The organism is Achromobacter sp. UBA4530, assembly GCF_002388205.1.
Lineage (GTDB): Bacteria > Pseudomonadota > Gammaproteobacteria > Burkholderiales > Burkholderiaceae_B > Achromobacter > Achromobacter animicus.
In genome coordinates, this window is record NZ_DGMA01000005.1 from 52546 (window position 1) to 74060 (window position 21515).

31 protein-coding genes are annotated in these 21515 nt (G+C 64.0%); 25 read left to right on the forward strand and 6 right to left on the reverse strand.

What is annotated here, in order from left to right:
- The first annotated feature begins 90 nt into the window (after window positions 1-90).
- The 22 genes from B2W22_RS03185 to B2W22_RS03290 all read left to right on the forward strand — a co-directional run bounded on the left by B2W22_RS03185 (window position 91) and on the right by B2W22_RS03290 (window position 14207).
- Window positions 91-327, forward strand: coding sequence for a hypothetical protein (locus B2W22_RS03185; RefSeq protein WP_286936166.1), 237 nt, complete (start codon window positions 91-93; stop codon window positions 325-327).
- Window positions 324-515, forward strand: coding sequence for a hypothetical protein (locus B2W22_RS03190; protein WP_286936167.1), 192 nt, complete (start codon window positions 324-326; stop codon window positions 513-515). Before B2W22_RS03185 ends, B2W22_RS03190 begins: the two co-directional genes overlap by 4 nt.
- Window position 516: 1 nt before the next feature.
- Window positions 517-1617, forward strand: coding sequence for a hypothetical protein (locus B2W22_RS03195; RefSeq protein WP_286936168.1), 1101 nt, complete (start codon window positions 517-519; stop codon window positions 1615-1617).
- Between the two features lie 7 nt (window positions 1618-1624).
- Entirely contained in the window at window positions 1625-2377 is a 753-nt protein-coding gene (locus B2W22_RS03200) for an ERF family protein (RefSeq protein WP_286936169.1), read from the forward strand.
- Window positions 2377-3012 (forward strand): lambda exonuclease family protein, encoded by a 636-nt coding sequence (locus B2W22_RS03205; RefSeq protein ID WP_286936170.1) that lies wholly within the window; start codon window positions 2377-2379, stop codon window positions 3010-3012. The genes B2W22_RS03200 and B2W22_RS03205 overlap by 1 nt, the downstream gene beginning before the upstream one ends.
- Window positions 3013-3014: 2 nt before the next feature.
- Window positions 3015-3458 (forward strand): single-stranded DNA-binding protein, encoded by a 444-nt coding sequence (locus B2W22_RS03210; RefSeq protein ID WP_286936171.1) that lies wholly within the window; start codon window positions 3015-3017, stop codon window positions 3456-3458.
- A 71-nt stretch (window positions 3459-3529) separates the two neighbouring features.
- The gene (locus B2W22_RS03215) at window positions 3530-4132 is read left to right on the forward strand and encodes a hypothetical protein (RefSeq protein WP_286936172.1); all 603 of its coding nucleotides are present in this window, start codon (window positions 3530-3532) and stop codon (window positions 4130-4132) included.
- The gene (locus B2W22_RS03220) at window positions 4129-4620 is read left to right on the forward strand and encodes a hypothetical protein (RefSeq protein WP_286936173.1); all 492 of its coding nucleotides are present in this window, start codon (window positions 4129-4131) and stop codon (window positions 4618-4620) included. The genes B2W22_RS03215 and B2W22_RS03220 overlap by 4 nt, the downstream gene beginning before the upstream one ends.
- Window positions 4617-4760, forward strand: coding sequence for a hypothetical protein (locus B2W22_RS03225; RefSeq protein ID WP_286936174.1), 144 nt, complete (start codon window positions 4617-4619; stop codon window positions 4758-4760). The genes B2W22_RS03220 and B2W22_RS03225 overlap by 4 nt, the downstream gene beginning before the upstream one ends.
- A 4-nt stretch (window positions 4761-4764) precedes the next feature.
- Window positions 4765-5520, forward strand: coding sequence for a hypothetical protein (locus B2W22_RS03230; protein ID WP_286936175.1), 756 nt, complete (start codon window positions 4765-4767; stop codon window positions 5518-5520).
- Window positions 5521-5522: 2 nt separating this feature from the next.
- The gene (locus B2W22_RS03235) at window positions 5523-5795 is read left to right on the forward strand and encodes a hypothetical protein (RefSeq protein ID WP_286936176.1); all 273 of its coding nucleotides are present in this window, start codon (window positions 5523-5525) and stop codon (window positions 5793-5795) included.
- Between the two features lie 2 nt (window positions 5796-5797).
- Window positions 5798-6313 carry a hypothetical protein gene (locus B2W22_RS03240; RefSeq protein WP_286936177.1) on the forward strand — a complete coding sequence of 172 codons (516 nt, stop codon included), beginning with the start codon at window positions 5798-5800 and terminating at the stop codon, window positions 6311-6313.
- The gene (locus tag B2W22_RS03245; protein WP_286936178.1) at window positions 6310-6963 is read left to right on the forward strand and encodes a hypothetical protein; all 654 of its coding nucleotides are present in this window, start codon (window positions 6310-6312) and stop codon (window positions 6961-6963) included. Before B2W22_RS03240 ends, B2W22_RS03245 begins: the two co-directional genes overlap by 4 nt.
- Window positions 6963-7274, forward strand: coding sequence for a hypothetical protein (locus B2W22_RS03250; RefSeq protein WP_286936179.1), 312 nt, complete (start codon window positions 6963-6965; stop codon window positions 7272-7274). The genes B2W22_RS03245 and B2W22_RS03250 overlap by 1 nt, the downstream gene beginning before the upstream one ends.
- Window positions 7264-8028, forward strand: coding sequence for a DNA methyltransferase (locus B2W22_RS03255; protein WP_286936180.1), 765 nt, complete (start codon window positions 7264-7266; stop codon window positions 8026-8028). Before B2W22_RS03250 ends, B2W22_RS03255 begins: the two co-directional genes overlap by 11 nt.
- Before the next feature lie 49 nt (window positions 8029-8077).
- On the forward strand, window positions 8078-8290 hold the full coding sequence (locus tag B2W22_RS03260) for a hypothetical protein (protein WP_286936181.1): 213 nt from the start codon (window positions 8078-8080) through the stop codon (window positions 8288-8290).
- Window positions 8287-8664 (forward strand): phage protein NinX family protein, encoded by a 378-nt coding sequence (locus B2W22_RS03265; protein WP_286936182.1) that lies wholly within the window; start codon window positions 8287-8289, stop codon window positions 8662-8664. Before B2W22_RS03260 ends, B2W22_RS03265 begins: the two co-directional genes overlap by 4 nt.
- A gap of 73 nt (window positions 8665-8737) precedes the next feature.
- Window positions 8738-8956: a DUF4224 domain-containing protein gene (locus B2W22_RS03270; RefSeq protein WP_239215550.1), complete on the forward strand. Its 219-nt coding sequence runs from the start codon at window positions 8738-8740 to the stop codon at window positions 8954-8956.
- A complete protein-coding gene (locus B2W22_RS03275) occupies window positions 8934-9923 on the forward strand; it encodes a tyrosine-type recombinase/integrase (RefSeq protein ID WP_218344469.1) in 990 nt (329 codons plus the stop codon). Before B2W22_RS03270 ends, B2W22_RS03275 begins: the two co-directional genes overlap by 23 nt.
- 23 nt (window positions 9924-9946) lie before the next feature.
- Window positions 9947-12580, forward strand: coding sequence for a DNA mismatch repair protein MutS (gene mutS, locus B2W22_RS03280; protein WP_414631935.1), 2634 nt, complete (start codon window positions 9947-9949; stop codon window positions 12578-12580).
- Window positions 12577-13770, forward strand: a complete 1194-nt coding sequence (locus B2W22_RS03285; protein ID WP_175124278.1) for a cupin domain-containing protein — start codon at window positions 12577-12579, stop codon at window positions 13768-13770. The genes mutS and B2W22_RS03285 overlap by 4 nt, the downstream gene beginning before the upstream one ends.
- 218 nt (window positions 13771-13988) lie before the next feature.
- Window positions 13989-14207, forward strand: coding sequence for an endopeptidase (locus tag B2W22_RS03290; RefSeq protein ID WP_175185695.1), 219 nt, complete (start codon window positions 13989-13991; stop codon window positions 14205-14207).
- Between the two features lie 116 nt (window positions 14208-14323).
- On the opposite strand, the gene bamC is transcribed toward B2W22_RS03290, so the two are convergent.
- The 4 genes from bamC to B2W22_RS03310 form a co-directional block, all read right to left on the reverse strand.
- On the reverse strand, window positions 14324-15448 hold the full coding sequence (gene bamC, locus B2W22_RS03295) for an outer membrane protein assembly factor BamC (protein WP_175124280.1): 1125 nt from the start codon (window positions 15446-15448) through the stop codon (window positions 14324-14326).
- 17 nt (window positions 15449-15465) lie between these two features.
- Window positions 15466-16371, reverse strand: a complete 906-nt coding sequence (dapA, locus tag B2W22_RS03300) for a 4-hydroxy-tetrahydrodipicolinate synthase (RefSeq protein ID WP_175185696.1) — start codon at window positions 16369-16371, stop codon at window positions 15466-15468.
- Window positions 16372-16458: 87 nt separating this feature from the next.
- Window positions 16459-17106, reverse strand: a complete 648-nt coding sequence (locus B2W22_RS03305; protein ID WP_175124282.1) for a site-2 protease family protein — start codon at window positions 17104-17106, stop codon at window positions 16459-16461.
- Between the two features lie 69 nt (window positions 17107-17175).
- Window positions 17176-17802 carry an L-threonylcarbamoyladenylate synthase gene (locus B2W22_RS03310; protein WP_175124283.1) on the reverse strand — a complete coding sequence of 209 codons (627 nt, stop codon included), beginning with the start codon at window positions 17800-17802 and terminating at the stop codon, window positions 17176-17178.
- Window positions 17803-17887: 85 nt separating this feature from the next.
- Between B2W22_RS03310 and ypfJ the strand changes: the two genes are divergently transcribed.
- The 3 genes from ypfJ (at window position 17888) to B2W22_RS03325 (ending at window position 20262) form a co-directional block, all read left to right on the forward strand.
- Window positions 17888-18739, forward strand: coding sequence for a KPN_02809 family neutral zinc metallopeptidase (gene ypfJ, locus B2W22_RS03315; protein ID WP_175124284.1), 852 nt, complete (start codon window positions 17888-17890; stop codon window positions 18737-18739).
- Window positions 18740-18964: 225 nt separating this feature from the next.
- Entirely contained in the window at window positions 18965-19501 is a 537-nt protein-coding gene (locus B2W22_RS03320) for a hypothetical protein (protein WP_175124285.1), read from the forward strand.
- Window positions 19498-20262, forward strand: a complete 765-nt coding sequence (locus B2W22_RS03325; RefSeq protein WP_175124286.1) for a DUF1828 domain-containing protein — start codon at window positions 19498-19500, stop codon at window positions 20260-20262. The genes B2W22_RS03320 and B2W22_RS03325 overlap by 4 nt, the downstream gene beginning before the upstream one ends.
- A gap of 19 nt (window positions 20263-20281) precedes the next feature.
- Here B2W22_RS03325 and B2W22_RS03330 read toward each other — a convergent pair whose 3' ends face one another.
- Both B2W22_RS03330 and B2W22_RS03335 read right to left on the reverse strand, forming a co-directional pair.
- Window positions 20282-20557 carry a hypothetical protein gene (locus tag B2W22_RS03330; protein ID WP_175124287.1) on the reverse strand — a complete coding sequence of 92 codons (276 nt, stop codon included), beginning with the start codon at window positions 20555-20557 and terminating at the stop codon, window positions 20282-20284.
- A 230-nt stretch (window positions 20558-20787) separates the two neighbouring features.
- A complete protein-coding gene (locus B2W22_RS03335) occupies window positions 20788-21444 on the reverse strand; it encodes an N-acetyltransferase (RefSeq protein WP_254595007.1) in 657 nt (218 codons plus the stop codon).
- Window positions 21445-21515: the final 71 nt, after the last annotated feature.

Below are 21515 nucleotides of genomic sequence, written 5' to 3' on the forward strand. Positions count from 1 at the left end.
CCTGGGCCTGTGCGCCGCCCTTTACCTGATCGGCCGGCTTGGCGATGCGCTGATGCGCGCGCACGCCCGCCGCGATTCCTGGAGCAAAGCATGAACAAGATCGATGACGGCGGCCCGGCATTTCCCTTTGTTGAGCCGGACACCATGGTCAGTGTGGCCATCGGCATGTCCCTGCGCGACTACTTCGCGGCCAAGGCCATGCATGGGTGGCTTTCCAGCTACGGCCCCGGCGACAAGCACCCCGTCGCCGCCGGGGATGCCGATTCCGTGGCGCAACGTGCCTACGCCATGGCCGACGCCATGCTGGCCACGCGAGGTGCCCAATGATCCCCCGCCTCCTGCGCGCCATGCGCCAGCTTGATCCCCACGAATGGGTCGGTGCCGTCTGCGCCGTCGTCTTCGTGGGAGGCATCGTCGCTGCCTACGGCGACCGCCAGCAGCGCGACGAGCAAGCCCAATCCACCCTCACCGCCTGCGAAGGCTGCGGCAAGACCGCGGTCGCCGCGAAGGACTGACATGACCGAAGCAACCCAACTTGCCGAGCTGCCGCCGGCGGAAACCGCCCTGGACGTCTACTCCAAGCCGGGCGGCCTGGATCCCTGGCTGGACAAGATCCGCGCCGAAGTGACCGGCCACGTGCCGGACCTGAAGACCAAGAAAGGGCGCGACGCGATCGCCAGCTTGGCCTTCAAGGTCCGCAAGGTGAAGACCGCTCTGGATGGTATCGGCAAGGAGCAGGTCGATCGTCTTAAGGAGATCCCGAAAAAGATCGACGCCGAGCGCAAGCGCATGCGCGAAACGCTGGACGCGCTGGCTGATGAAGTCCGCGCGCCGCTGGACCAGTGGGAGCAGGCTGAGGAAGCCCGCCAGCAGCGCCACCAGCGGGGAATCGAATGGTTCCGGCTTCGCGCCGATGAGAACCGCGACCTGGATGCGGACGAGCTGCGCGCCACCATCGCCGATGTGCAGGGCCGCGCGGTGGATGAATCCTGGGAAGAATTTGAACCCGAGGCACATCGCGTCAAGGCCCGCGCGCTGGAGGCGCTGCAGCAGGCTCTGGCCGCGCGCGAGAAGCACGACGCGGACCAGGCCGAACTGGCGCGCCTGCGCGCTGAGACCGCGGCGCGCGAGCAGAAGGACCGCGAAGAGCGCATCGCCCGCGAAGCCGAGGAAAAGGCCCGGCGCGATGCAGAAGCTGCAGCGCAGGCTGAACGCGAAGCGGCCATCCGCCGCGAGCAGGAAGCCAAAGCCGCAGCGGAGCGCCGCGAACTTGAACTGAAGCTGCAAGCCGAGCAGGCCGAGAAGGCGGCCGCCAAGGCAAAGGCCGACCAACTCGCCGCAGAGCAACGCGCGGAGCAGGAACGCCTCGCAGCCATCGAACGCGAGAAAAAGGCAGCAGAAGACGCGCGCCAGGCGGAAATAAAGCGCCAGGCGGACGCGAAGGCAGCGGAAGAAGCCGAAGCCGCCCGCCGTGAAGCTGACAAGGCCCACAAGGGCAAGGTCAACCGCGCCGCCTTGGATGCGTTCGTCGCCGGCGGGATGCCCGAGGACTGCGCCAAGCAGGCGGTCACGCTGATCGCCAAGGGCCTGATCCCCAACATTCGAGTCACCTATTGAGGACGCCATGAACGACGTTATCGAAGCACCGGCGCGCGAAGTCGCCGCACCCATGGGCGGCCCGGCCGCCAACTCCCCGATGGGCATGATGCTGGCGGCGCTGAACCAGGGCGCTCAGCTCGAGCAGATCGAAAAGATGATGGATCTGCAGGAGCGCTGGCAGAAGGGAGAGGCCAAGAAGGCATATGACACCGCCTTCGCCGCGTTCAAAGCCGAAGCGGTCAAGATCATCAAGGGCAAGGATGTGACGGACGGCCCACTGAAAGGGAGGTCCTATGCAGAACTGCATGACGTGGTGAACGCAGTCACGCCGGCGCTCTCGAAACACGGCCTGTCGTCGTCCTGGAAACTCACCCGGGACGAGAAAGACTGGATGGAGGTGACCTGCTATTTGCGGCATGTTGGTGGTCACGAGGAAAGCGTGTCCATGGGAGGGCCGCCTGATGCCGGCGGCGCCAAGAACGCGATCCAAGCCCGCGCCAGCACCAAGACCTATTTGGAGCGCTACACGCTCAAAGCAATCACCGGCCTGTCTGAACAGAACGACGACGACGACGGCGCCGGCGCGGAGGACGCTGCCTTTGAGCTGCGGGACGAGTGGATCAGCAAGATGGCCCAGGCGGACAGCCTGGACGCCGCCGTATCGACTTGGCAGGACGGCTGCAAGGCCATCGAAGCGACCAACAACCTTGCGGCGTTTGCCGCGTTCAAAAAGGCCTATGCCGACAAGCGGGCCATGCTCAAGCAGGAGAAACAGTAATGGGTCTGATCTTCCACACCGCCCCGCAGGGCTCGCAGGAATGGCTGGACGCACGCCGCGGCGTCATCACGGGCAGCCGCTTTAAGGACTGCCGCGACAAACTGAAGGCTGGCGGCCCGTCGAAAGACTGCCGCAAGTATGCAATGGATGTCGCCCGGGAGCGGGTCGGAGGCCGCCCGCCAGAGGTCTACGTGAACGGCGCCATGCGAACTGGCACTGAACAGGAGCCCTTCGCCCGCGCCGCCTATGAGGCGAAGACCGGCAACTTCGTCGAGGAGGCAGGGTTCATCACGACGGACGACGGTCTGTTCGGCGTGAGCGTGGATGGCCTCGTCGACGATGACGGCATCATCGAAATCAAGACGATGGTGTCGTCCGACACCCTGTTCACCGCTGTGGTCGACGGCGACATCAGCGCCTACATCGACCAATGCAACGGCGCCATGTGGCTGCTGGGACGCAAGTGGGTGGACCTGATTCTGTGGGCACCCGACCTGGAACCGATCGGCCGGCAGCTCACGACCATCCGCATCGAGCGTGACGACGATGCCATCGAAGAACTGGAAGACGACCTGATGGAATTCGAGCGCATGGTCTCCAAATACGAACACCTGCTGCGCAAGGAGGCCGCGTAATCATGGCTCAACTCTTCGGCTTGGCCCGCATCGGCCGCGATGTTGTCGTCCGTCACACGCAGAACGGTGAACCGGTGGCGAACCTGGCGCTGGCGTTCGCATACGGCAAAAAGGACGCCGACGGTAAGCGGCCGACTCAGTGGGTGGACGCCTCACTTTGGGGCCAGCGCGCGGAGACGCTCGCGCCGTACCTCACGGTCGGCGTCAAGGTCAGCGTCACCATCGACGAAGTGCACATCGAGACCTACGAGCGGCAAGGCGGCGAACGCGGCGCCAAGCTGGTTGGACGGGTTTCAAACATCGAGTTCGGCGGCGCGCCGGCGCAGCAACAACCGGCCGCCGCAGAACCGCCGCGCCAGCAAAGCCAACCCGCTCCGCAGCGCAGCGCGGCCCAGCCCTCCCAGGCGTCGACCCTTGCCGACATGGCGGACGATGTGCCGTTCTAGGCACGGGGTCCTGACACGCACCACCACGGCCGGCGCGGCGCTGCCCGCCGGCCACCTATACCGAGAACGACATGCCCAAGATCATCGACGTCATTGTCCAGCACTCACCCTACGGCGGGGGCAAGCCGCATTATTGCCTCGTCGTGGACGTCATGCCCAAGAAGGTCTACACGCGCTACGGCCAATACTTCATCGCGCACGATGACGGCTTCTACGATTTCCTGTCCGGGCGCGCTGGCAAGGGCGACGCGTTCGCGGGCCGCGAGTTCCACATTCAGATTGACGACGGCACCACCTTCCACTGCCAGGGTCAGGTGTGGTCGTCCGGCCATGGCGGCCATGTCGCTGAGCGCACGGTGGAGGTCGGCATTGCCACCCTGGAAGAGCTGGGCAAGTGCTACGTGTTCTTCGGCGGCACGGTGTCCGCCGCCAAGTTGCAGGCCTGGCTAGACAGCAACACGCCCAGCGGCAACTACCGCAAGTACGACCCGAAGCACACGGTGGAATGGCTGGACAGCGTCTTCACATCCGGCAGCCGCCCGATCGGCATCAAGCGCGCCCGCCAGTTGCGCCGCCGCGGCGTGCGCATTTTCAAAGACGACGCCGGCCGCCGTAGCTGGTCGCCCTACTACGAGCGCCGCAAGGCCGAGATAATCAAGGCGAACGCGCAATGATCCCCGCCATGAACCGCCAGCAGCGCCGCATGATGGAAAAGCAGCAGGCCCGCGTGCGGGCCACGCGTCGACCTGATCGCCCGGCCCGCCTGCCCATGCTCATCAAGACCCAGCAGACCCTGGCGCCGCTGGAAGCCATCATCGACCAGATGGAGCGCGACGGCACCGTGACGGTCGACCCGCGCGGCGTGCCGGTATTCCACTGCGTCTCGGACGGCGAGTGGTACGCCAGCGCTCCGGCGATTGCGGGCATGGCGGACTTCTTCGACATGTGGGCGACGCGGCACGGGCGCGAATTCAAGGCCACGGCGCTGCGCCAGCTCGCCAAGCGGCTGGACGTGGGCATGCCGATCGACGGCCCGCTCATGGCCGCGCTGCACGCCGAGATTCCCGCGCTTCGCCGCATCGGCGCCGGGCTGACGCAGGCCGACGCGTCCGACCTGCTGCGCCAGACTCAGATCCTGGCCGAAATGGAGGCCCGCCCGTGATCCCCGACTACTGCGACCCGCTGGACGACGCCGCCGAGCGCGCCTTTCACCGCCGGATGCTGTGGCGCCTGGGTGCATTAACGGCCGCCGCGCTGGCCATCGTCCTGTACTTCCTCTATCCCATCCTCACTGGAGCGTGAACAAATGACCCAACAATGGAAGCCTATCAGCAGCGCGCCCAAGGATGGCAGCCTGATTCTGCTGGGTTGCCCTGACGAAAGACCTGATGGCCGTCCTGCGCTTAGCTTGCCTGGATACTGGCTAAAGGGCTGGGGAGATGGCCCGGACGATATTGGCCAAGACGACGGATGGGTGGATGTTCAATACACCGACTTCTATCCAGGTCGGTCGTTCGGAAGCCCGGATTACATGCGCAAGGGTAGCCAACCCACGCACTGGATGCCGCTGCCCGCCGCTCCTGGAACCCCTCCCGCCAGCGCACAGCCCGAAAGCATGCGCGAAGGGTATCCGCACGACGACCCGCAATTCATCGCCTTGTGCCGTGAGCATGACATCCTAGGTACTGCCATGCAGGGGCTGGCTGCTGTGTTCTGGCGTGCTGCCAGCGCACAGGACGATGCGAAGGACGATTCCATTGCACTGGACAAGCTGGCGGACTACATCGCCGACAACTGGCCCGACAAGAAGTATGGGCTGGAAGAAATCTGCCAGCGGCTGAACGCGACGTGGCCGAGCGCATTCATGCCCGCTCCCGCTGCTGGCGATGATCGGGACGCGGTGAAGGTGGTTCAGTCCCTGCCGCGTTACTCCTTCGGCTACAAGACCGACGAATGGGGAATGGGGAGCTACTTGACCGGGTTGCCGCGAGACGACGGCCCGTATCTCCTGCGCGACGAGGTTATCGCTGCCCTTGCAGCCTCTCAGCAGCAGGAGGGGTAGGCATGAGGTTCTACGCGAGGGTCTGGCCGCAGTCCGGATTTGGTAGTCGCACTCTGGCTCCAGAGTTTGTTCAACGCTCGTCTGCAGCGGATATCGACGAGGAAAAAGCCGAGGCATGCGCCGAAGACTACTTCCGCAACCACGACGGCTTTGAGGCCAATTGGCCGCTCACGTTCGCCATATTCGACGGCTTCACCGGCCCTGAGATTGGGCGGTGGGAAGTCGCTCTTGAATACGAGCCTTCGTTTGCAGCCTATCAGCAGCAGGAGGGGTAGACATGGACCAGATCGAAGACAGCGGTCAGTTGACGCTTCTGGATTCCGCCGCACCGGATGGGTGCGGGACCGAGGATAGCAACCCCGGTATTGGAAAGGGTGCGGTAGCGACGCACCACGAGTCGGCTCAGACGATGGCGCATGACGGCTCTGCGAGCGGCGTATCCGCTCAACCGTCTCCCAAGATTGCAGAGCTTCTGATGATGGGTCCGGACGAGACGACGCCTATGCCGTCATTCGATGCTACCAAGGTATTCCTGCGTGAATACTACCTACATAGCCGGTTCGAGGGCCGTGATGGCCCAGCCTGGAGCCGCAACTATTCGGACGTGGTGACACGCAGCAAGTTGGAAGATCTGACCATCCACGCCATCACGGGCGTGAGCATGTACGACTGCAACCGTGGCCGTGCTGTCTGGTTCGATCGCTCTCTAACCGTTCTGAATCCTGATGAAGCGCCGGCGCAGATCCAGAAGCACCCGGGCAACCTCACACACATCTACGGACAATCGCTATGACCACCCACACCTCCGCCCCGGCACCGAAGGGAGCCCTGTTAACCACAGGGCAAATCCTGAGCCTGGAACGTCGCAGCAACATGACCGACGACGAAGCGTTGCGCTTTGGCCGCGCCATCGAATCCGCCCTGCTGTCCAAGCTGCGCGCCCCGGTAGCCGATGAGCGGGTGGCGCTGTCGCAATACGATTATCAAGCCCTGTTCGACGCCATCGGGAAGGCCGTCAAGGTTCATCCGAATTTGGCCATCGAAATTTCGGTACAAGCGTTCCGCGCCGCCCTGGCAAGCGCCCCTGTATCCGGAGAGGCACAGCCAGTTGGCTACGTGGAGCATTCGCGCGAATACAACTTCCACGCATGCCCCGTGATGACACGGGTTATCGAATACCCCGCGCTCAAAAATTTGCCCAACGGAACCAAGCTCTATGCCGCGCCCCAGGCCAGCGAGGCAGTGCGCGATGCTAAGGACGCGGAACGGTGGCGCGCATTCGAGCGAGCATTGCACACTCGCATCCCCGGACCCGGGCATGGCACCAGAATCAAGGTTGTGGCGATTTGTCCGATGTATGGCGATGAAAAGGACGTTTCAGACGTGCGTGCGCTGATTGACGCCGCCCTGTCCGCGCAACCGGGCGCGCAGAAGGAGCAATGATGGGTAGCCAGATCACCGCCTTCATCCTGCCGCCGGAGTTGCCCGGCGAGCAGTGGAAGCCCAGCAACGGCACCGTGGGCTATTCCTTCGTCGCACACTACTGCGGCGACTGCGAGCGCAACCGCGACGACGACTGCGACATCCTGTCGCGCTCTTTCCGTGGCGAGGCCATCGAATGGCGCAGCACCGAAGAAGGGCAGTTCTGCATGGCGTATGCCCCGCTGGGAGAGCGCCTGCCAGAAGCGCCCTGCCCGCACACCAGCGCCCTGGAGTTGGGCGCGCAGAAGAACGGAGGCAGCGATGCGGGTTGAGCAGATCGGTATCGCCACCCTGTACCTGGGCGACTGCAGGGAAATCTTGCCGACGCTACCTTCTGTCGACGCAGTCATCACCGATCCGCCCTACGGGCAGGCCTACAAGGTCAACACATTTTACAAGGGTGGATCGCGAGAGTCCTCAGTCGTGCAGCGCAACGGCAAGACCCTAAACGTCCTGCCCAATCTACACGCCGAGATAGACGGCGATGACGCACCGTTCGATCCGTCGCACCTGCTCGATCTCGCGCCAACCGTCCTGATCTGGGGAGCGCACAAGTTCGGCCATCTGCTGCCACAAGGCCGCACGCTGGTCTGGGACAAAGTGCCGACCGGAAAGCTGCGCTCCCAGGGGGACGGTGAAACCGCATGGACCAACGTTAATCCCAATGGTCCCCTGCGTGTCTTTCGTCTGCTTTGGGACGGCCTTTGCGTGGGCGACGGTGCCCGACACGAAGTCACTGCCGGCCAAAAGAGGCTTCACCCGATGCAGAAGCCAGAGATTTTGATGCGCTGGTGCATCGAGCAAGCTGGATACCCACGTCGGCTCGTCGACCCATACATGGGAAGCGGATCGACAGGCATAGCTGCTGTGCAAGCCGGGTGTGAGGCGTTCTATGGCATCGAATCACAGGTCTCGTATTTCGACATCGCTTGTCGGCGCATCGAAACTGCCCAGCGGCAACAGCACCTCTTTCCCATCGAAATCGAATCTCTGGCCCACCCCGACCACAAGGACGGAGGCGCTTGACTCATATATAGCGCATATCCCGCTACTGTGAATCATTAACGAGACAAACATGACCAAAGACGAACTAGAGCAGATAGCCACCCGCGAGGCGCACTGCAAGTCCTATGGCTCTGCGGTGACGCTCAGTATTGGAGAGCGCGACGAGCTGGTGGCGCTGGCGAGGGATGGGATGCTCCTGCGGGAGAAATTCACCAGTGGCAATGCGATACCGGTCGAGCGAATAACTGTGCGGGCCGAGGAATTGGCGAAGGAGGGAGCGTGAAGGTATCTGAACTGGAAGGCACGTTGCTGGACGCTTGGGTAGTCAAGGCGCTGGACGGATATCGAGGCCCTTACCAACTGGTCAAAGATGGGCGGCCAGAGAAGAACTGTCTGATTTTTCCTGACGGCGTTCCATTCCGGGCTACCACTGGCAACCTCATGCCTTCGTCCGATTGGTCGCACGGGGGCCCGATCATCCAGGCCGAGCGAATCAGTGTTTATGCCCAAGTTGACGAAGGCAACCTATTGCACTGGGTCGGAGTGGTCGAGCAGATGCAAACCGCCCGGCGCGGTTGGCTCGGGCCCACGCCATTGGTCGCCGCCATGCGCGCCTACGTCGCCAGCAAATACGGAGAAGAAGTACCCGATGACTGACCAAATCCAGCGCGTGCTGGAAGTAACCCGCAATTGGATGCCCGCCTAGCGCGGGCTTTGTTTTGGAGGCGATATGCTGACCCTTACCGACAAGGAAATCGGCGAGATCACCGCTCGCCAGCGTCGCCCGGCCCAGATGAAGGTCCTCAAAGCGCTGGGGATCCGCTATCAGGTCAGGCCCGATGGCTCTCTACTGGTCTACCGTCGATACGTGGACAAGGGCCACCCCGATACAATCCCGTCTCGGGAACCGCAAATGAGGCTGAGAAATGGGCCGTCCGCGCAAATCTGACAAGCATTTGCCGCCCTGCGTCTATGAAAAGCACGGCGCTTACTACTACGTCAAAGCCGGGAAGTGGACTCGCCTGGCGGCGGATCTGCCTGCCGCTTTGGCCGAGTACGCACGTCGGTTCGATAACCCGCGTGGAGGCATGCCGGAGCTTGTGGAAAAGGTCCTGACGCACATGTCTCCGAAGCTATCGAAAAACACCATCGATCAGTACAAGATCGCTGCTGCGCGGATCAAAGAGACGTTCGCTGAGTTCGCTCCGGACCAGATCCGGCCGAAGCACGTTGCCGCGCTCAAGATGGACATGTCCGACACGCCAAACATGGCGAACCGCGTGCTGTCGTTCCTGAAGACGGTTTTCAGTTATGCCGTCGAATGGCAACTGGTCGACAGCAATCCTTGCGTCGGGATCCGCCGTCATGCCGAGGGAAAGCGCCAGCGCTACATCACGGACGACGAATACGCCGCCATTTACGCGAAAGCAAACCCGCGGATGCAGGTCATCATGGATTTGCTGTACCTTACCGGGCAGCGCGTCGGGGATGTGATCGCTATCAAGCGAGCGGACATCAACGACGAGGGCATAGCGTTCGACCAGCAGAAGACTGGCGCGAAACTGCTGGTCCGCTGGACGCCAGAGCTACGGGACGCGATTGCTCGGGCAAACGCTCTGAATGGTAATGTGCTGGCTCCCACTCTGTTCCGCACCCGGTCCCATACTAAGGGCGCACCTTCCTATGGAGCCACCAGGGACCGATGGAAGGAAGCAGTGGAGGCTGCCGGTGTCAAAGACGCCAACATTCATGACCTGCGCGCCAAATCCCTGACGGACGCAAAGCGCCAAGGCAAGGACGCGCAATTGCTGGCTGGCCACACGACCGCCGCCATGACTGACCGATACATCCGGCTGCGTGAAGTGCCTGTAGTTGATGGCCCCACGTTCAGCCGCCAAGCAAAGAAAACCGCCTGAGTTTTAGACTGTCTAATATAAGCATGTCGCAAGTCATTGATTCACAACATACTCCCATGATGCAACAGTACCTGCGCCTCAAAGCCGAGGCCGGGCCGTTGCTGCTGTTCTATCGCATGGGCGACTTCTATGAAATGTTCTACGAAGACGCCGAGCGCGGCGCGCGGTTGCTTAACCTCACGTTGACCAAGCGGGGCTCGTCCAACGGCGTGCCCATCCCCATGGCCGGGCTGCCTGTGCATGCCATGGAGCAATACCTGGCGCGGCTCGTCGCGATGGGCGAGTCCATCGCCATCTGCGAACAGATCGGCGATCCCGCCGCCTCGAAGGGCCCGGTCGAGCGCCGTATCGTGCGCATCGTGACCCCCGGCACGTTGACCGATGACGCCCTGCTGCCCGCCAAGGCGGACCGCGCGCTGGCGGCCATTTTCGTCAGCGGCAGCGCGCGCGCGCCGCGTGCCGGGCTGGCCTGGCTGAATCTGGCCAGTGGCGAGTTCCGGGTGACCGAATGTGCGCCGGCTCAACTGGAATCCGAACTGCACCGCATCGCGCCGGCGGAGATCGTTTGCGCCGACAGCGCGGAGTTCGATTTTCCGTTCGAGGGCGCGCGTTCCCGGGTGCCGGATTGGCACTTCGAAAGCGACGGCGCCCGTGCGCATCTGCTGGCGCATTTCAAGACGGACACGTTGGCAGGCTTTGATATTGAAGACATGCCAGCCGGCATCTGCGCGGCGGGCGCCCTGCTGCGTTATGCAGCGCGTACGCAGTCGCAGGCGTTGGCGCACGTGCAGAGCCTGTCGGCCGAGCGGCCCGGGCAGTTCGTGCTGCTGGACCCGGTCACGCGCCGCAATCTGGAACTGACGCAGACGCTGTCGGGCGAAGACTCGCCCACGCTGTTCTCGTTGCTGGACGGTTGCCGCACGCCGATGGGTAGCCGTCTCCTGCGCCGCTGGCTGCATCACCCCTTGCGTGAAAACGACCAGGCGCTGGCGCGTCAGCAGGCCATTTCGGCGCTGCTGGCCGGGCGCATGGACGTCGAGCAGACCTTCGGCTCGGCGGGACTGCTGGAAGCCCTGCGTGCCTCCTTGAACGCCTTTCCCGATATCGAACGCATCGCGGCGCGACTGGCGCTGCGGTCCGTGCGCCCGCGCGAACTGGCCAGCTTGCGCGATGCGCTGCAGGCCCTGCCGGCGCTGGCCGATCTTGTCGAGCCCATGTCGGCCTCGCCGCGCATCGGCGAACTGATCTCCCACCTATCGGTGGATCCCGCGCTGGCCGCGCTGCTGGTGCGCGCCATTGCCCCCGAGCCGGCCGTGGCGATCCGAGATGGCGGTGTGCTGGCAGCCGGCTTTGATGCGGAACTGGACGAATTGCGTGGACTGGCCGCCGATGGCGGCGACTTCCTGGTCCAGCTCGAAGTCCGCGAGCGCGAGCGCACCGGCATCAGCAATCTGCGCGTGGAGTTCAATCGCGTGCATGGCTTCTATATCGAGGTCACCAAGGGCCAGACGGCCAAGGTGCCGGAAGACTACCGCCGCCGCCAGACGCTCAAGAACGCCGAACGCTACATCACCCCCGAGCTCAAGACCTGGGAAGACAAGGTGCTGTCCGCGCAGGACCGCTCGCTGGCCCGCGAAAAATGGCTGTTCGAGCAATTGCTCGACGTGTTGGCCGAACACGTGCGCCCGTTGTCGGACTGCGCCGCAGCGCTGGCCGAACTGGACACGCTGGCCGCCCTGGCCGAGCACGCGCAGCGTCACGACTGGGTCGCGCCCGAACTGTCCGAGCAGGCCGACATTGACATCGACGCCGGCCGCCACCCGGTGGTGGAGCGCGCCATCGAACGCTTTACGCCGAACGGCTGCCGCCTGGATCCGGCGCGGCGCATGCTGTTGATCACCGGCCCGAACATGGGCGGTAAGTCGACGTACATGCGGCAGGTGGCGTTGATAGTGCTGCTGGCGCGCATTGGCAGCTTTGTGCCTGCGTCGCGTGCCCGGATCGGGAAGATCGATCGCATCTTCACGCGCATCGGCGCGGCCGACGATCTGGCGGGCGGACGCTCGACCTTCATGATGGAGATGACGGAGGCCGCGGCCATTCTGTCGGCCAGCACGCCCAACAGTCTGGTGCTGATGGACGAGATCGGCCGCGGCACGTCTACCTATGACGGCCTGGCGCTTGCGTGGGCCATCGCCTGCCGCCTCTTGTCGCACAACCGCGCGCTGACGCTGTTTGCCACGCACTATTTTGAATTGACGCGTCTGCCCGCCGAGCAGGCCACGGCGGCCAACGTGCACCTGGCCGCCGCGGAATCGGCAAGCGGCATCGTGTTCCTGCACGAAGTGCGCGAAGGTCCGGCCAGCCGCAGCTATGGGATTCAGGTGGCGCAGCGCGCGGGCGTGCCCGCCGCGGTCATCCGCCAGGCGACACGCGAACTTGAACGCCTGGAAGCGCAAGGCGCCCCGACGCCGCAGCTCGGCCTGTTCTCGGCCGCCGCCGAGGCCGACGCGCAGGCGTACGCCAAAGCCGAACGTTCGGACGCCATCGAAGCGCTGGACTCGCTGCGCGAGGAGCTTTCCGCCATTGACCCCGACAGCCTCACCCCGCGCGAAGCGCTGGATGCCCTTTACCGCTTGAAGAAGCACCTCCAATGAACCTCGACCACCCGCTGCCGCTCCTGGGCAATCAAAGCCCCAACGACTTCATGCGCCGTTACTGGCAGAAGAAGCCGCTGCTGATCCGCCAGGCTATTCCGGCTTTCAAGCCGCCCGTCACCATCGCGGCCATCAAGAAGCTCGCGCGCCGCGACGACGTGGAGTCGCGTCTGATCTGGCGCGAGAACGGCGAATGGCAGATGGAAAACGGCCCCTTCGCGCGCCTGCCCAAGGATAACGAGGGTGATTGGACGCTGCTGGTGCAGAGCGTGGACCTGCATAGCGATGCCGCGGCCGAGCTGATGGCCTTGTTCCGCTTCATTCCGGACGCGCGCCTGGACGATGTGATGATCAGCGTCGCCAGCCACGGCGGCGGCGTCGGTCCGCATTTCGACAGCTACGACGTGTTTCTGCTGCAGGCCGCGGGCGAGCGCGAATGGAGCTACGGCCGCCAGAAGGACCTGTCGCTGGAGCCGGGTCTGCCGCTCAAGATCCTGAGCAACTTCCAGCCCGAGGAAAAGGCGGTGCTGGCGCCGGGCGACATGCTGTACCTGCCGCCGCAGGCCGCGCATGACGGCATTGCCATGGGAGACGGCTGCATGACGATCTCCATCGGTTTCCGGGCGCCGACGCAGGCAACATTGGCGCGCGGCCTCCTTGAAGCCGCTGCGGACCAGGTGATGGCTCGCGTGGGCCTTCTGGGCGGTCCCTATGGCGAACCCGCCCTGCCCGGCCCCAAGCTGTCGGCGGTCTACCGTGACCCGGGCCAGCCGGCGGTGGACACGCCCGCGGCGCTGCCGGACGGACTGGTGGCCGCCACGCTGGAAACGGTCGAAAAGCTGCGTTTTGACGATGCCCTGGCATCGCGCTTCCTGGGCTGCTGGCTGACCGAGCCCAGCAACCTCAGCGTGTTCGATGCGCCCGAGGGGTTGGATGTCGATCTGGAAGAAGATTGGCCCGCGTCCGGCCGCCTGGTGTTGGATCGTCGCAGCCGCATGCTGTATCGCGGCAAGCAGCTTTTCATTAACGGGGAAACGGCCATGACGCCCGCCGACGTGGCGTTGCGCCTCTTGGCCGATGCGCGTAGCCTGGATTGTGCGCATCCCGCTTGCGCCCGTCTGTCAGAGGAAGCGCGCGCCTGCCTGGCGGATTGGCTGGACTCGGGTTGGATTCATTACCGCCCCGAGTAGTATCTGGAAACCTGAAAGTATCCGTGTCGCACAGAAAGAAATCAGGTCTGTAAGCCGGGTCACATCAAGAAAGAGATAACACCAAGCTGAAAGGTTTGTTGCTTTTGGGATGCCACCGCTTTAACTTTCACACGCGATCGGCATGAACCTTCCTGTAGCCTGAATTCTGGTTTCCCCTAACGGGGTTTCAAGAGTCGTCATCTACAGGAGTTCAAATAATGATGAGCAAAACCTTGATTATTGCCTCGGTGCTGGCCGTCGCGCTCAGCGCTTGCAACAAGAAGGAAGATGCCCCGGCACCGGCGGCTAACCCCACTCCCGGCGCGACCACGCCCGCTCCTGGCGGCACGCCGCCGGCATCGCCCGCGCCGACCCCTGGCACGACGCCCGGCTCTGGTTCGACCACCCCGGGCGGCTCGACCACCCCCGCGTCGTAAATCTTCAGGCACGAACCCCCGCCCTGAAAGACGCAAAAAAAACCCTGGCATGTCATGCCAGGGTTTTTTTGTGCCTTGCCGCGGCACGCTGAGCGTGCGCGGCGAGGTCGTTTCAATTACATCTTGTCCTTCAGGACGCTCAGCAGGCGCTGCGCCGTCGGGCTGTTGTCAGGCGAACCGTTGGCGTCCAGTACCGAGACGGTGGTCTGTTCGCCGTTGCCCACCAGGTGGATGCGGTACTGGGGCGCCTGCGCCTTCTTGTCGCCGGAGAACATGCGGCTGAAGAAGCCGGGCTGTTCCATCTTTTCGCCGGTGTCCGTGTCGACATAGCGAACGAAGTAGTCGCCAGCCGAACGGTCGCGGTCTTCGACGGCGAAGCCGCCGCCGTCAAGCGCCACGCCGACACGGCGCCAGGCGCGGTCGAAGGATTCGCTGACGATGAGCGACGCGCCCTGCGCGCGGACGTCCTGCTGAACAGCCGGACGCTGCGGCGAGGCTTCCGCCTGCTGCACCAGCCTGCGGGCGTTGTCGACGTCGGTGCCCAGGTAGACCATCATGCGCGCCAGCATGGCGGCGTTCAGGCCGGGGTCTTCCTTGCCGTTCTGCCACTGCACCTGGGCGCCGTCGGAACCGACGCGCTTCTCAAGCATCTGGCGGTGGCTGACGTAGATTTCGGTGTGGCCGTTGACGCGTTCGACGCGGGTGCGGAATTTTTCGCGCTCGCCGCTATCCCAGGCCGTTTCCAGCACGGCGCCCAGGGCTTGGCGAAGCCAGCTTTCCGGGATCTTGGCGCGGTTCTCGGCCCAGTCCGTTTCGATCAGGCCGGCACCAGGGTTGTTGGTGGCGACGGTAAAGCCGCTTTCGGTCCAGAAGTCGATCAGGCGGGGGAAGACCTGCTCGGGCGGACGGTCCACCACGAGCCAGCGCAGGTCGCCGTCGCGCTCGACACGCATGTCGGAGCGGCTGGGCAGCACGTTGCTGGTCTTCGGGGCGCTGGCCTGGGCCACGCCTTGCTGCTGGAACTCAGAGAAGGTGGTGGAGCCGGATGCCGGCGCGCGGTAGCGGGGGTCGCTGTTGGCTTGCGTCAGGTCGGGCGGAATGCTCAGGGGCTCTCCGCGTTGGTTCACTGCGCTCTTGTAGTCGACCGATTCTTCATTGCCCAGGAATTGGTTGACCTCGGAGCACCCGGCCAGCAACACCAGAGACATCAATGCCGACAAACCGGCATGACGCTTGTTCATACGTTTCCTCACGATATTTAGAGCAGTCCCGTTTCCTGGAGCGCGTTGCGCACCGTTGCGTGATGCGGCGCGCTCAGTTCGACCAGTGGCAGTCGGTAGCCAAGCGCGCTGCGGCCCATTTCGGCCAACGCCCACTTGACGGGGATGGGGTTGGCTTCAACGAACAAAGCCTTGTTCAGACGCGCCAGGAACGCGTTAAGTTCACGGACCTTCGGCACGTCGCCCGCCAGGGCGGCGGCACAGAGGTCGCGCATGAGCTTGGGCGCCACGTTGGCCGTGACGGAAATGTTGCCGCGCGCGCCCAGCAGGATAAGAGCGGCCGCGGTGGGATCGTCGCCGCTGAAGACCTGGAAGCTGGCAGGCGCCTCGCGGAGGAGCAGGCCGCCGCGGGCGATGTCGCCAGTGGCGTCCTTGATGCCGATGATGCCCGGCACCTGCGCCAGACGCAGGATCGTGTCGTTGCTCATGTCGGCAACGGTACGGCCCGGCACGTTGTACAGGATGGTGGGCAGGTCGACGGCTTCCGCGATGGTGCGGAAGTGGCGGTACAGGCCTTCTTGCGACGGCTTGTTGTAGTAAGGCACGACCGACAAGCCCGCGTGGGCGCCGACCGCCTTGGCGTGGCGCGTCAGGTGGATGGCTTCGTCGGTGGAGTTGGCGCCCACGCCAGCAATGACCGGAATGCGGCCGGCGGCGTGTTCGACGGCAACGCGGATCAGTTCCGCGTGTTCTTCCATGGAGACCGTGGGCGACTCCCCGGTGGTGCCCACCACCACCAGCGCGTCGGTGCCTTCCTGGACGTGCCAGTCGATCAACGACCGGTAGGCAGCGTAGTCCAGGCTGCCGTCGGGTTGCATTGGGGTGACCAGGGCCACCATGCTGCCCTGGAAAATAACGCCTGCGGCGGTAGCAGGGGATGCCATAGATTCGGGCTCCAAAACCCCGCGGCGGGATTGCCCCAGGGCCTGATTCAGTGAAACCGCTGAGTTTAACGGATATTGGGGGGAATCTTACAGAAACCACTGAACGATTGTCGTTCCCAGCCCGAGCACCGGTTGCATCAATAACCAGAGCACATCGGTGACCAAAAGCACAATGACGATGATCAAGCCATACGGCTCGATTTTCGAGTATTGCCAGGCCAGACGATTGGGCAGCAGGCTGAACAGGATGCGTCCGCCGTCCAGGGGCAGGATGGGCAGCAAGTTCAGCGCCATCAGCACGAGGTTGACGTTGACGCCCGCCACCGCCATTTCGAACCAGAAGCTTTCGTGCAGGCCGCTTTCCATGAACAGGCGCAGCGACAGCGCCCACAGGATGGCCATGAACATATTGGCAGCCGGACCGGCCAGCGCCACCCAGGCCATGTCCTTTTTGGGGCGGCGCAGGCGGCCGAAGTCGACGGGAACCGGCTTGGCCCAGCCGAAGAGCAGCATGGAGCCGCCGATGAGCTTGGAGGCCAGCAGGATGGCGACCGGCACCAGCAGCGTGCCGACGGGGTCGATGTGCCGCGCCGGATTCAGGCTGACCCGTCCGGCCTGGTAGGCGGTCGGATCGCCCAACATGCGCGCCACGTAGCCGTGCGCGGCCTCGTGCAGGGTGATGGCGAAGATAACCGGTATCGCGTAGACCGCAATGGTTTGGATGATGTCATTCATGGCGAACCGGATTGTAGATGAGCCACGCCCGCGCGCGGCACGTCTCGTGCATCGAGGCGAGGGGTGAAATCAGACAAGTCCGAGCGTGGCGGGATCGCCGCGGCCCAGGCGCACGACAACCGGCTCGTCGGCCGTGAGGTCGATCACCGTGGTGGGCGCCTGCGGGCACGCGCCCGCATCGATGATGGCGGCCAGATCGTGGTCGTAGCGCTCGCGGATTTCCTCGGCGTCGTTCAACGCCTCGGTTTCATCCTTGGGAATGAGCGTCGTGGACAGGAGCGGCGAGCCCGCCTGCTCCAGCAAGCCCAGGAGGACGGCGTGATCCGGCACGCGGATGCCGATGGTCTTGCGCGATGGGTGCGATACGCGCCGCGGGACTTCCTTGGTGGCCTCGAGGATGAAGGTCCAGGGGCCAGGGGTCGCGGCTTTCAGCAGGCGGTACTGCTTGTTGTCGACGCGGGCGAAGTGGCCGATTTCAGCCAGGTCGCGGCATAGAAGCGTGAGGTGGTGGCGTTCGTCGAGTCCGCGCAGGCGGCGCAGTCCATCGGCGGCGCTTTTGTCGTCCAGGCGGGCGACGACGGCGTAACTGGAGTCGGTGGGCACAGCCACCAGGCCCCCGTCATTAAGCCATTGCGCGGCTTGCTTGAGCAGCCGCGGCTGGGGATTTGCTGGGTGAACGGAGAAGTACAAAGCCATGGGTTTATCCTAACATCCTTGAAGGCCGCTCAATTGCGCGGCGATGCAAAATGGCGGTATCGCCGATCCGCCCCGGAGAACGAATATGCGCCTTGGAAATTCGCGCCAGAGCAACAATGTGGAAGACCGCCGGTCGGGCGGCCCGCGAATCGGGGGCCGCGGCACCATCGGCATAGGCACGATAGTACTTGCCCTTGTCGCAATGTACTTCGGCGTGGATCCCCGCGTGGTCCTGGACATGGCCGAGGGGCCGGCGGTGCAGGAGCAGGCGCCCGCCACGGCCCCGCCGGCCAACGATCCGCAGGCCGTCTTCGTGTCCAAGGTGCTGGGCGAAACCGAGGACGTGTGGAATGCCATCTTCCAGAAGGAACTGAACCGCCAGTACGTCGAACCCAAGCTGGTGCTCTTTCGCGGCGCTACGCCGACGGCCTGCGGCACCGGCCAATCGGCCATGGGGCCCTTCTACTGCCCTGGCGACAGCAAGGTCTATATAGACCTGTCGTTCTTTGACGAGCTGCAGAACCGGTTCAAGGCGCCGGGCGATTTCGCGCAGGCGTATGTGATCGCGCATGAAGTCGGCCATCATGTGCAGCACCTGCTGGGCATTTCGGACCAAGTTGACCAACTGCGCCGTCGCAACCCGTCGCAGGCCAATGCGCTGTCGGTGCGGCTGGAGCTGCAGGCGGACTGCTTTGCCGGCCTGTGGGCGCAGCGCGCCGATGCGGCGCGCAACATTCTTGAAGGCGGCGACGTCGAAGAAGCGCTGGCAGCGGCCACCGCCATCGGCGACGACCGGCTGCAGAAGCAGAGCCAGGGCTACGTGGTGCCCGATGCCTTCACGCACGGCAGTTCCGCGCAGCGCGTGCGGTGGTTCAAGCGCGGCCTGGAAAGCGGCAGCATCAAGCAGTGCGACACGTTTGGTGCGACATCGCTGTGACGGCAGATTCGCGCTGGACGCCGGCGTCGGCATGTCATCATTCCAGGCCGGCCGCCCGCTTGACTGTATATCCATACAGTCAGCCAACCCCTACCGTCTTCATCTTGTAAGATTACGCCCCCTCGCAATGCTGCGCGCGCGTGTTTATCTCCGCGGCGCGGCGGGCGCAGCGCACGCCACTCGCAGGTTTGCCCACGCGCCCTCCAAGACCCTTTATCTGTTTCCATGGCCAACAAGTTCGAACCGCTGATCACCGTTGATGAGGTGCAAGAGATTCTTGCCGAACCCAAGGAAACCGCGAAGCCCATCGTCTGGGTCCCGAAGCCGGCGGCGGGCAGCGCGCAGTGGATGGAGTTCAGCAGCCCTTGCAAGATCAAGGGCGACGTGCGCGAAGACGTGATCTTTCGCGTCATGTACCGGGGCGCCCGCACCGCCGTGCACGGCCAGGCCACCATCTTTCTGACGGAAGCGTTCTGTGCCAGCCTGTTCGTCGGGCCGCACCGGGTGTACGGGGTGGACACCGACGACTCGTTTCACACCAGCCTGGTGGGCGCGGACCGGCCGCAGTACCGCAAGCCGCTGGCCGACCGCAGCCATGAGCACATCTGGGTCGAGGAAGGCGAAGGTTATGCCGAGCCCGTCGTGCCCGCGCTGGACACCATCGCGGCGCTGATGCAGTATTTCCTGCCGCGAGCGAACCTGACGCTGGCCGGCGGCTTTGCGCATCCCCTCAAAGGCCGCCAAATCGAACTGATCCTATGAGCAATTTTCTGGAAGCCTCCGGCTGGACCGTCCTGCCGGCGGGCGAACACGCCATCCGCGCCGTGTCTCCCATGACGCTGGGCCTTGACGGCCAGCACGCCGCCTTTTTCATCGCGCATCCTGACGAGTCGTCGTTCTACCTGACCGACGCCTGTGAGACCGCGATGCACGCGTCGAGCTTCGGCATCGAGGTAGCGGCCAAGCGCATCGACATCCTGAACGAGACGCCGGGCGTCACCCTCGCCCACTTCGACCGGTCGGGCGCGATCGTGGCGTCGGGCCCGAATGAGCAGTTGCAGGAAGCGCTATGGGACGCGGTAAAGCTGGCGATGGCCCTGTCGTTTCAGTGCGCGAAGTGGATGCCACGTTTCAGCCAGCTGCGCTTCCGCGCCCAGGTGGGACGCGCGCTGGCCGAAGGCGTGGGCGTGAACCGCATGGTCAAGGGCGCGCGCGCCAAGGGCAGCAGCGGTCACACGGCGGACTTCGCGTACGCGGTGCGTGCGGCGGGCAGCACCGCCCTCACCTACATCGAGCCCATCGCCCTGAAGGCGGGCAAGAAGATGGACTGGACGCAGGTCTATCAGACTCACGGCAAGATGTCGGACGTGAAGATGGCCGATGCGCGCAACTCGCGCATGGTGATTCTGGAAGACGGCGCGTCGGCCGAGGAATTCAAGAAGGCCGTGACGATCCTGGAGCAGTCCGCCACCGTGCAGACGCTGGCCAAGACGCGCGACTGGCGCGAAGTGTTTTCGACGTAGCCGTCAAAAGTCAGGTGGGTCAGGACGGCAGATTGGTCAGGCCGTCCACGATTTCGCGGCCATGCAGAATGGCCGCATGGACGGCCTCGCGCGGGCTGTAGACAAAGCCACCGCCGGCAAATTGCGGTACGGGGTATTCGTCGCCGCCTTCAAGGATGGCGCCTGCCTGCACGACCATCACCGATGCGATGAAGACAGGGCCGCTGGATTGCGCCGGAACTTCGATAGCGCCGCTGCCCCGGGAAACCTTGGCCGTGAGGCGGTATCCCTTGTAGATCAAGTTGTTCTGATGCACTTCGGTAGTCCTCTATCTGCCGTCGAGCATACTCCGTGATTCGATGACAATCCGGATAAGTTTTGTAACCCAAGCAGAAAATGGAAACACTGTTGCGCTGCCGCAAGCGCGTCCCCGTTTCTCAACCGCTGGGAATCAAAATGGCCATTTTGCCGAGAGTCAGCGTGGACGCGGCTTGCGGGGCTGCACCGCCCTTTAGCGGTGCAGCATCAACAGCGGTTTCCGGGGATTTACCCTAGGCCCTGTTGCGAAAGTGCATCCTGGGACACTTTCATCCCTGTCATGCGCATGTAATCGTCCAGCCGCCAGCCTTTACCGAGCAGGATCATGCGGGTATGCAGGTCGTCCCGCACGGCCGGACTGACCTCACTTCCCAGATACGTGAGCTGCTTGCTGCGCAGGTCCACGAAGCCCAGCACATAATCGCGCGCCAGCCCCATCCACAGACGATGCGCCCCCACCGACTGACGGGCGCCGCTTAGGATGCACAAACCCGCATCCAGCGCCCAGCGGTACACCGCGGTGGCCAGTCCCATGCCTTGGTAAGGGGCGGCGTACTTGGAATGCGGCGCGCGCACGTAGGGATCGGCGCGCCGCCCCACTTCGATCAGGCGGTTGAAGACGGTATAACCCGCCAGCCGGCCGCGCCGCACGTCCACCACATACACGTAATACTCGCCGTCGGCCTCGCGGTAGCGAAGCACAATGCCAGGGATATCGGTCTTGACCTCCGGCAATCCATGCAGGCGGTCCATTGGACGATTCATGCGGTTGTGGATGGCATCGAGTTCCTTATCCACTTCTTCGGGACTATGGTTAACGTCGATGCGCAATTCCGTCACGATCGACATGACGTGACGGAACGCGTGCAGGGCCAGCGTAGGCAAGGCCACCTCCTGTACAGGGTTGAGAAGCTGTCCGCGAGGGACGGGACGTAAAAAAAGCCGCATCCGCGGCT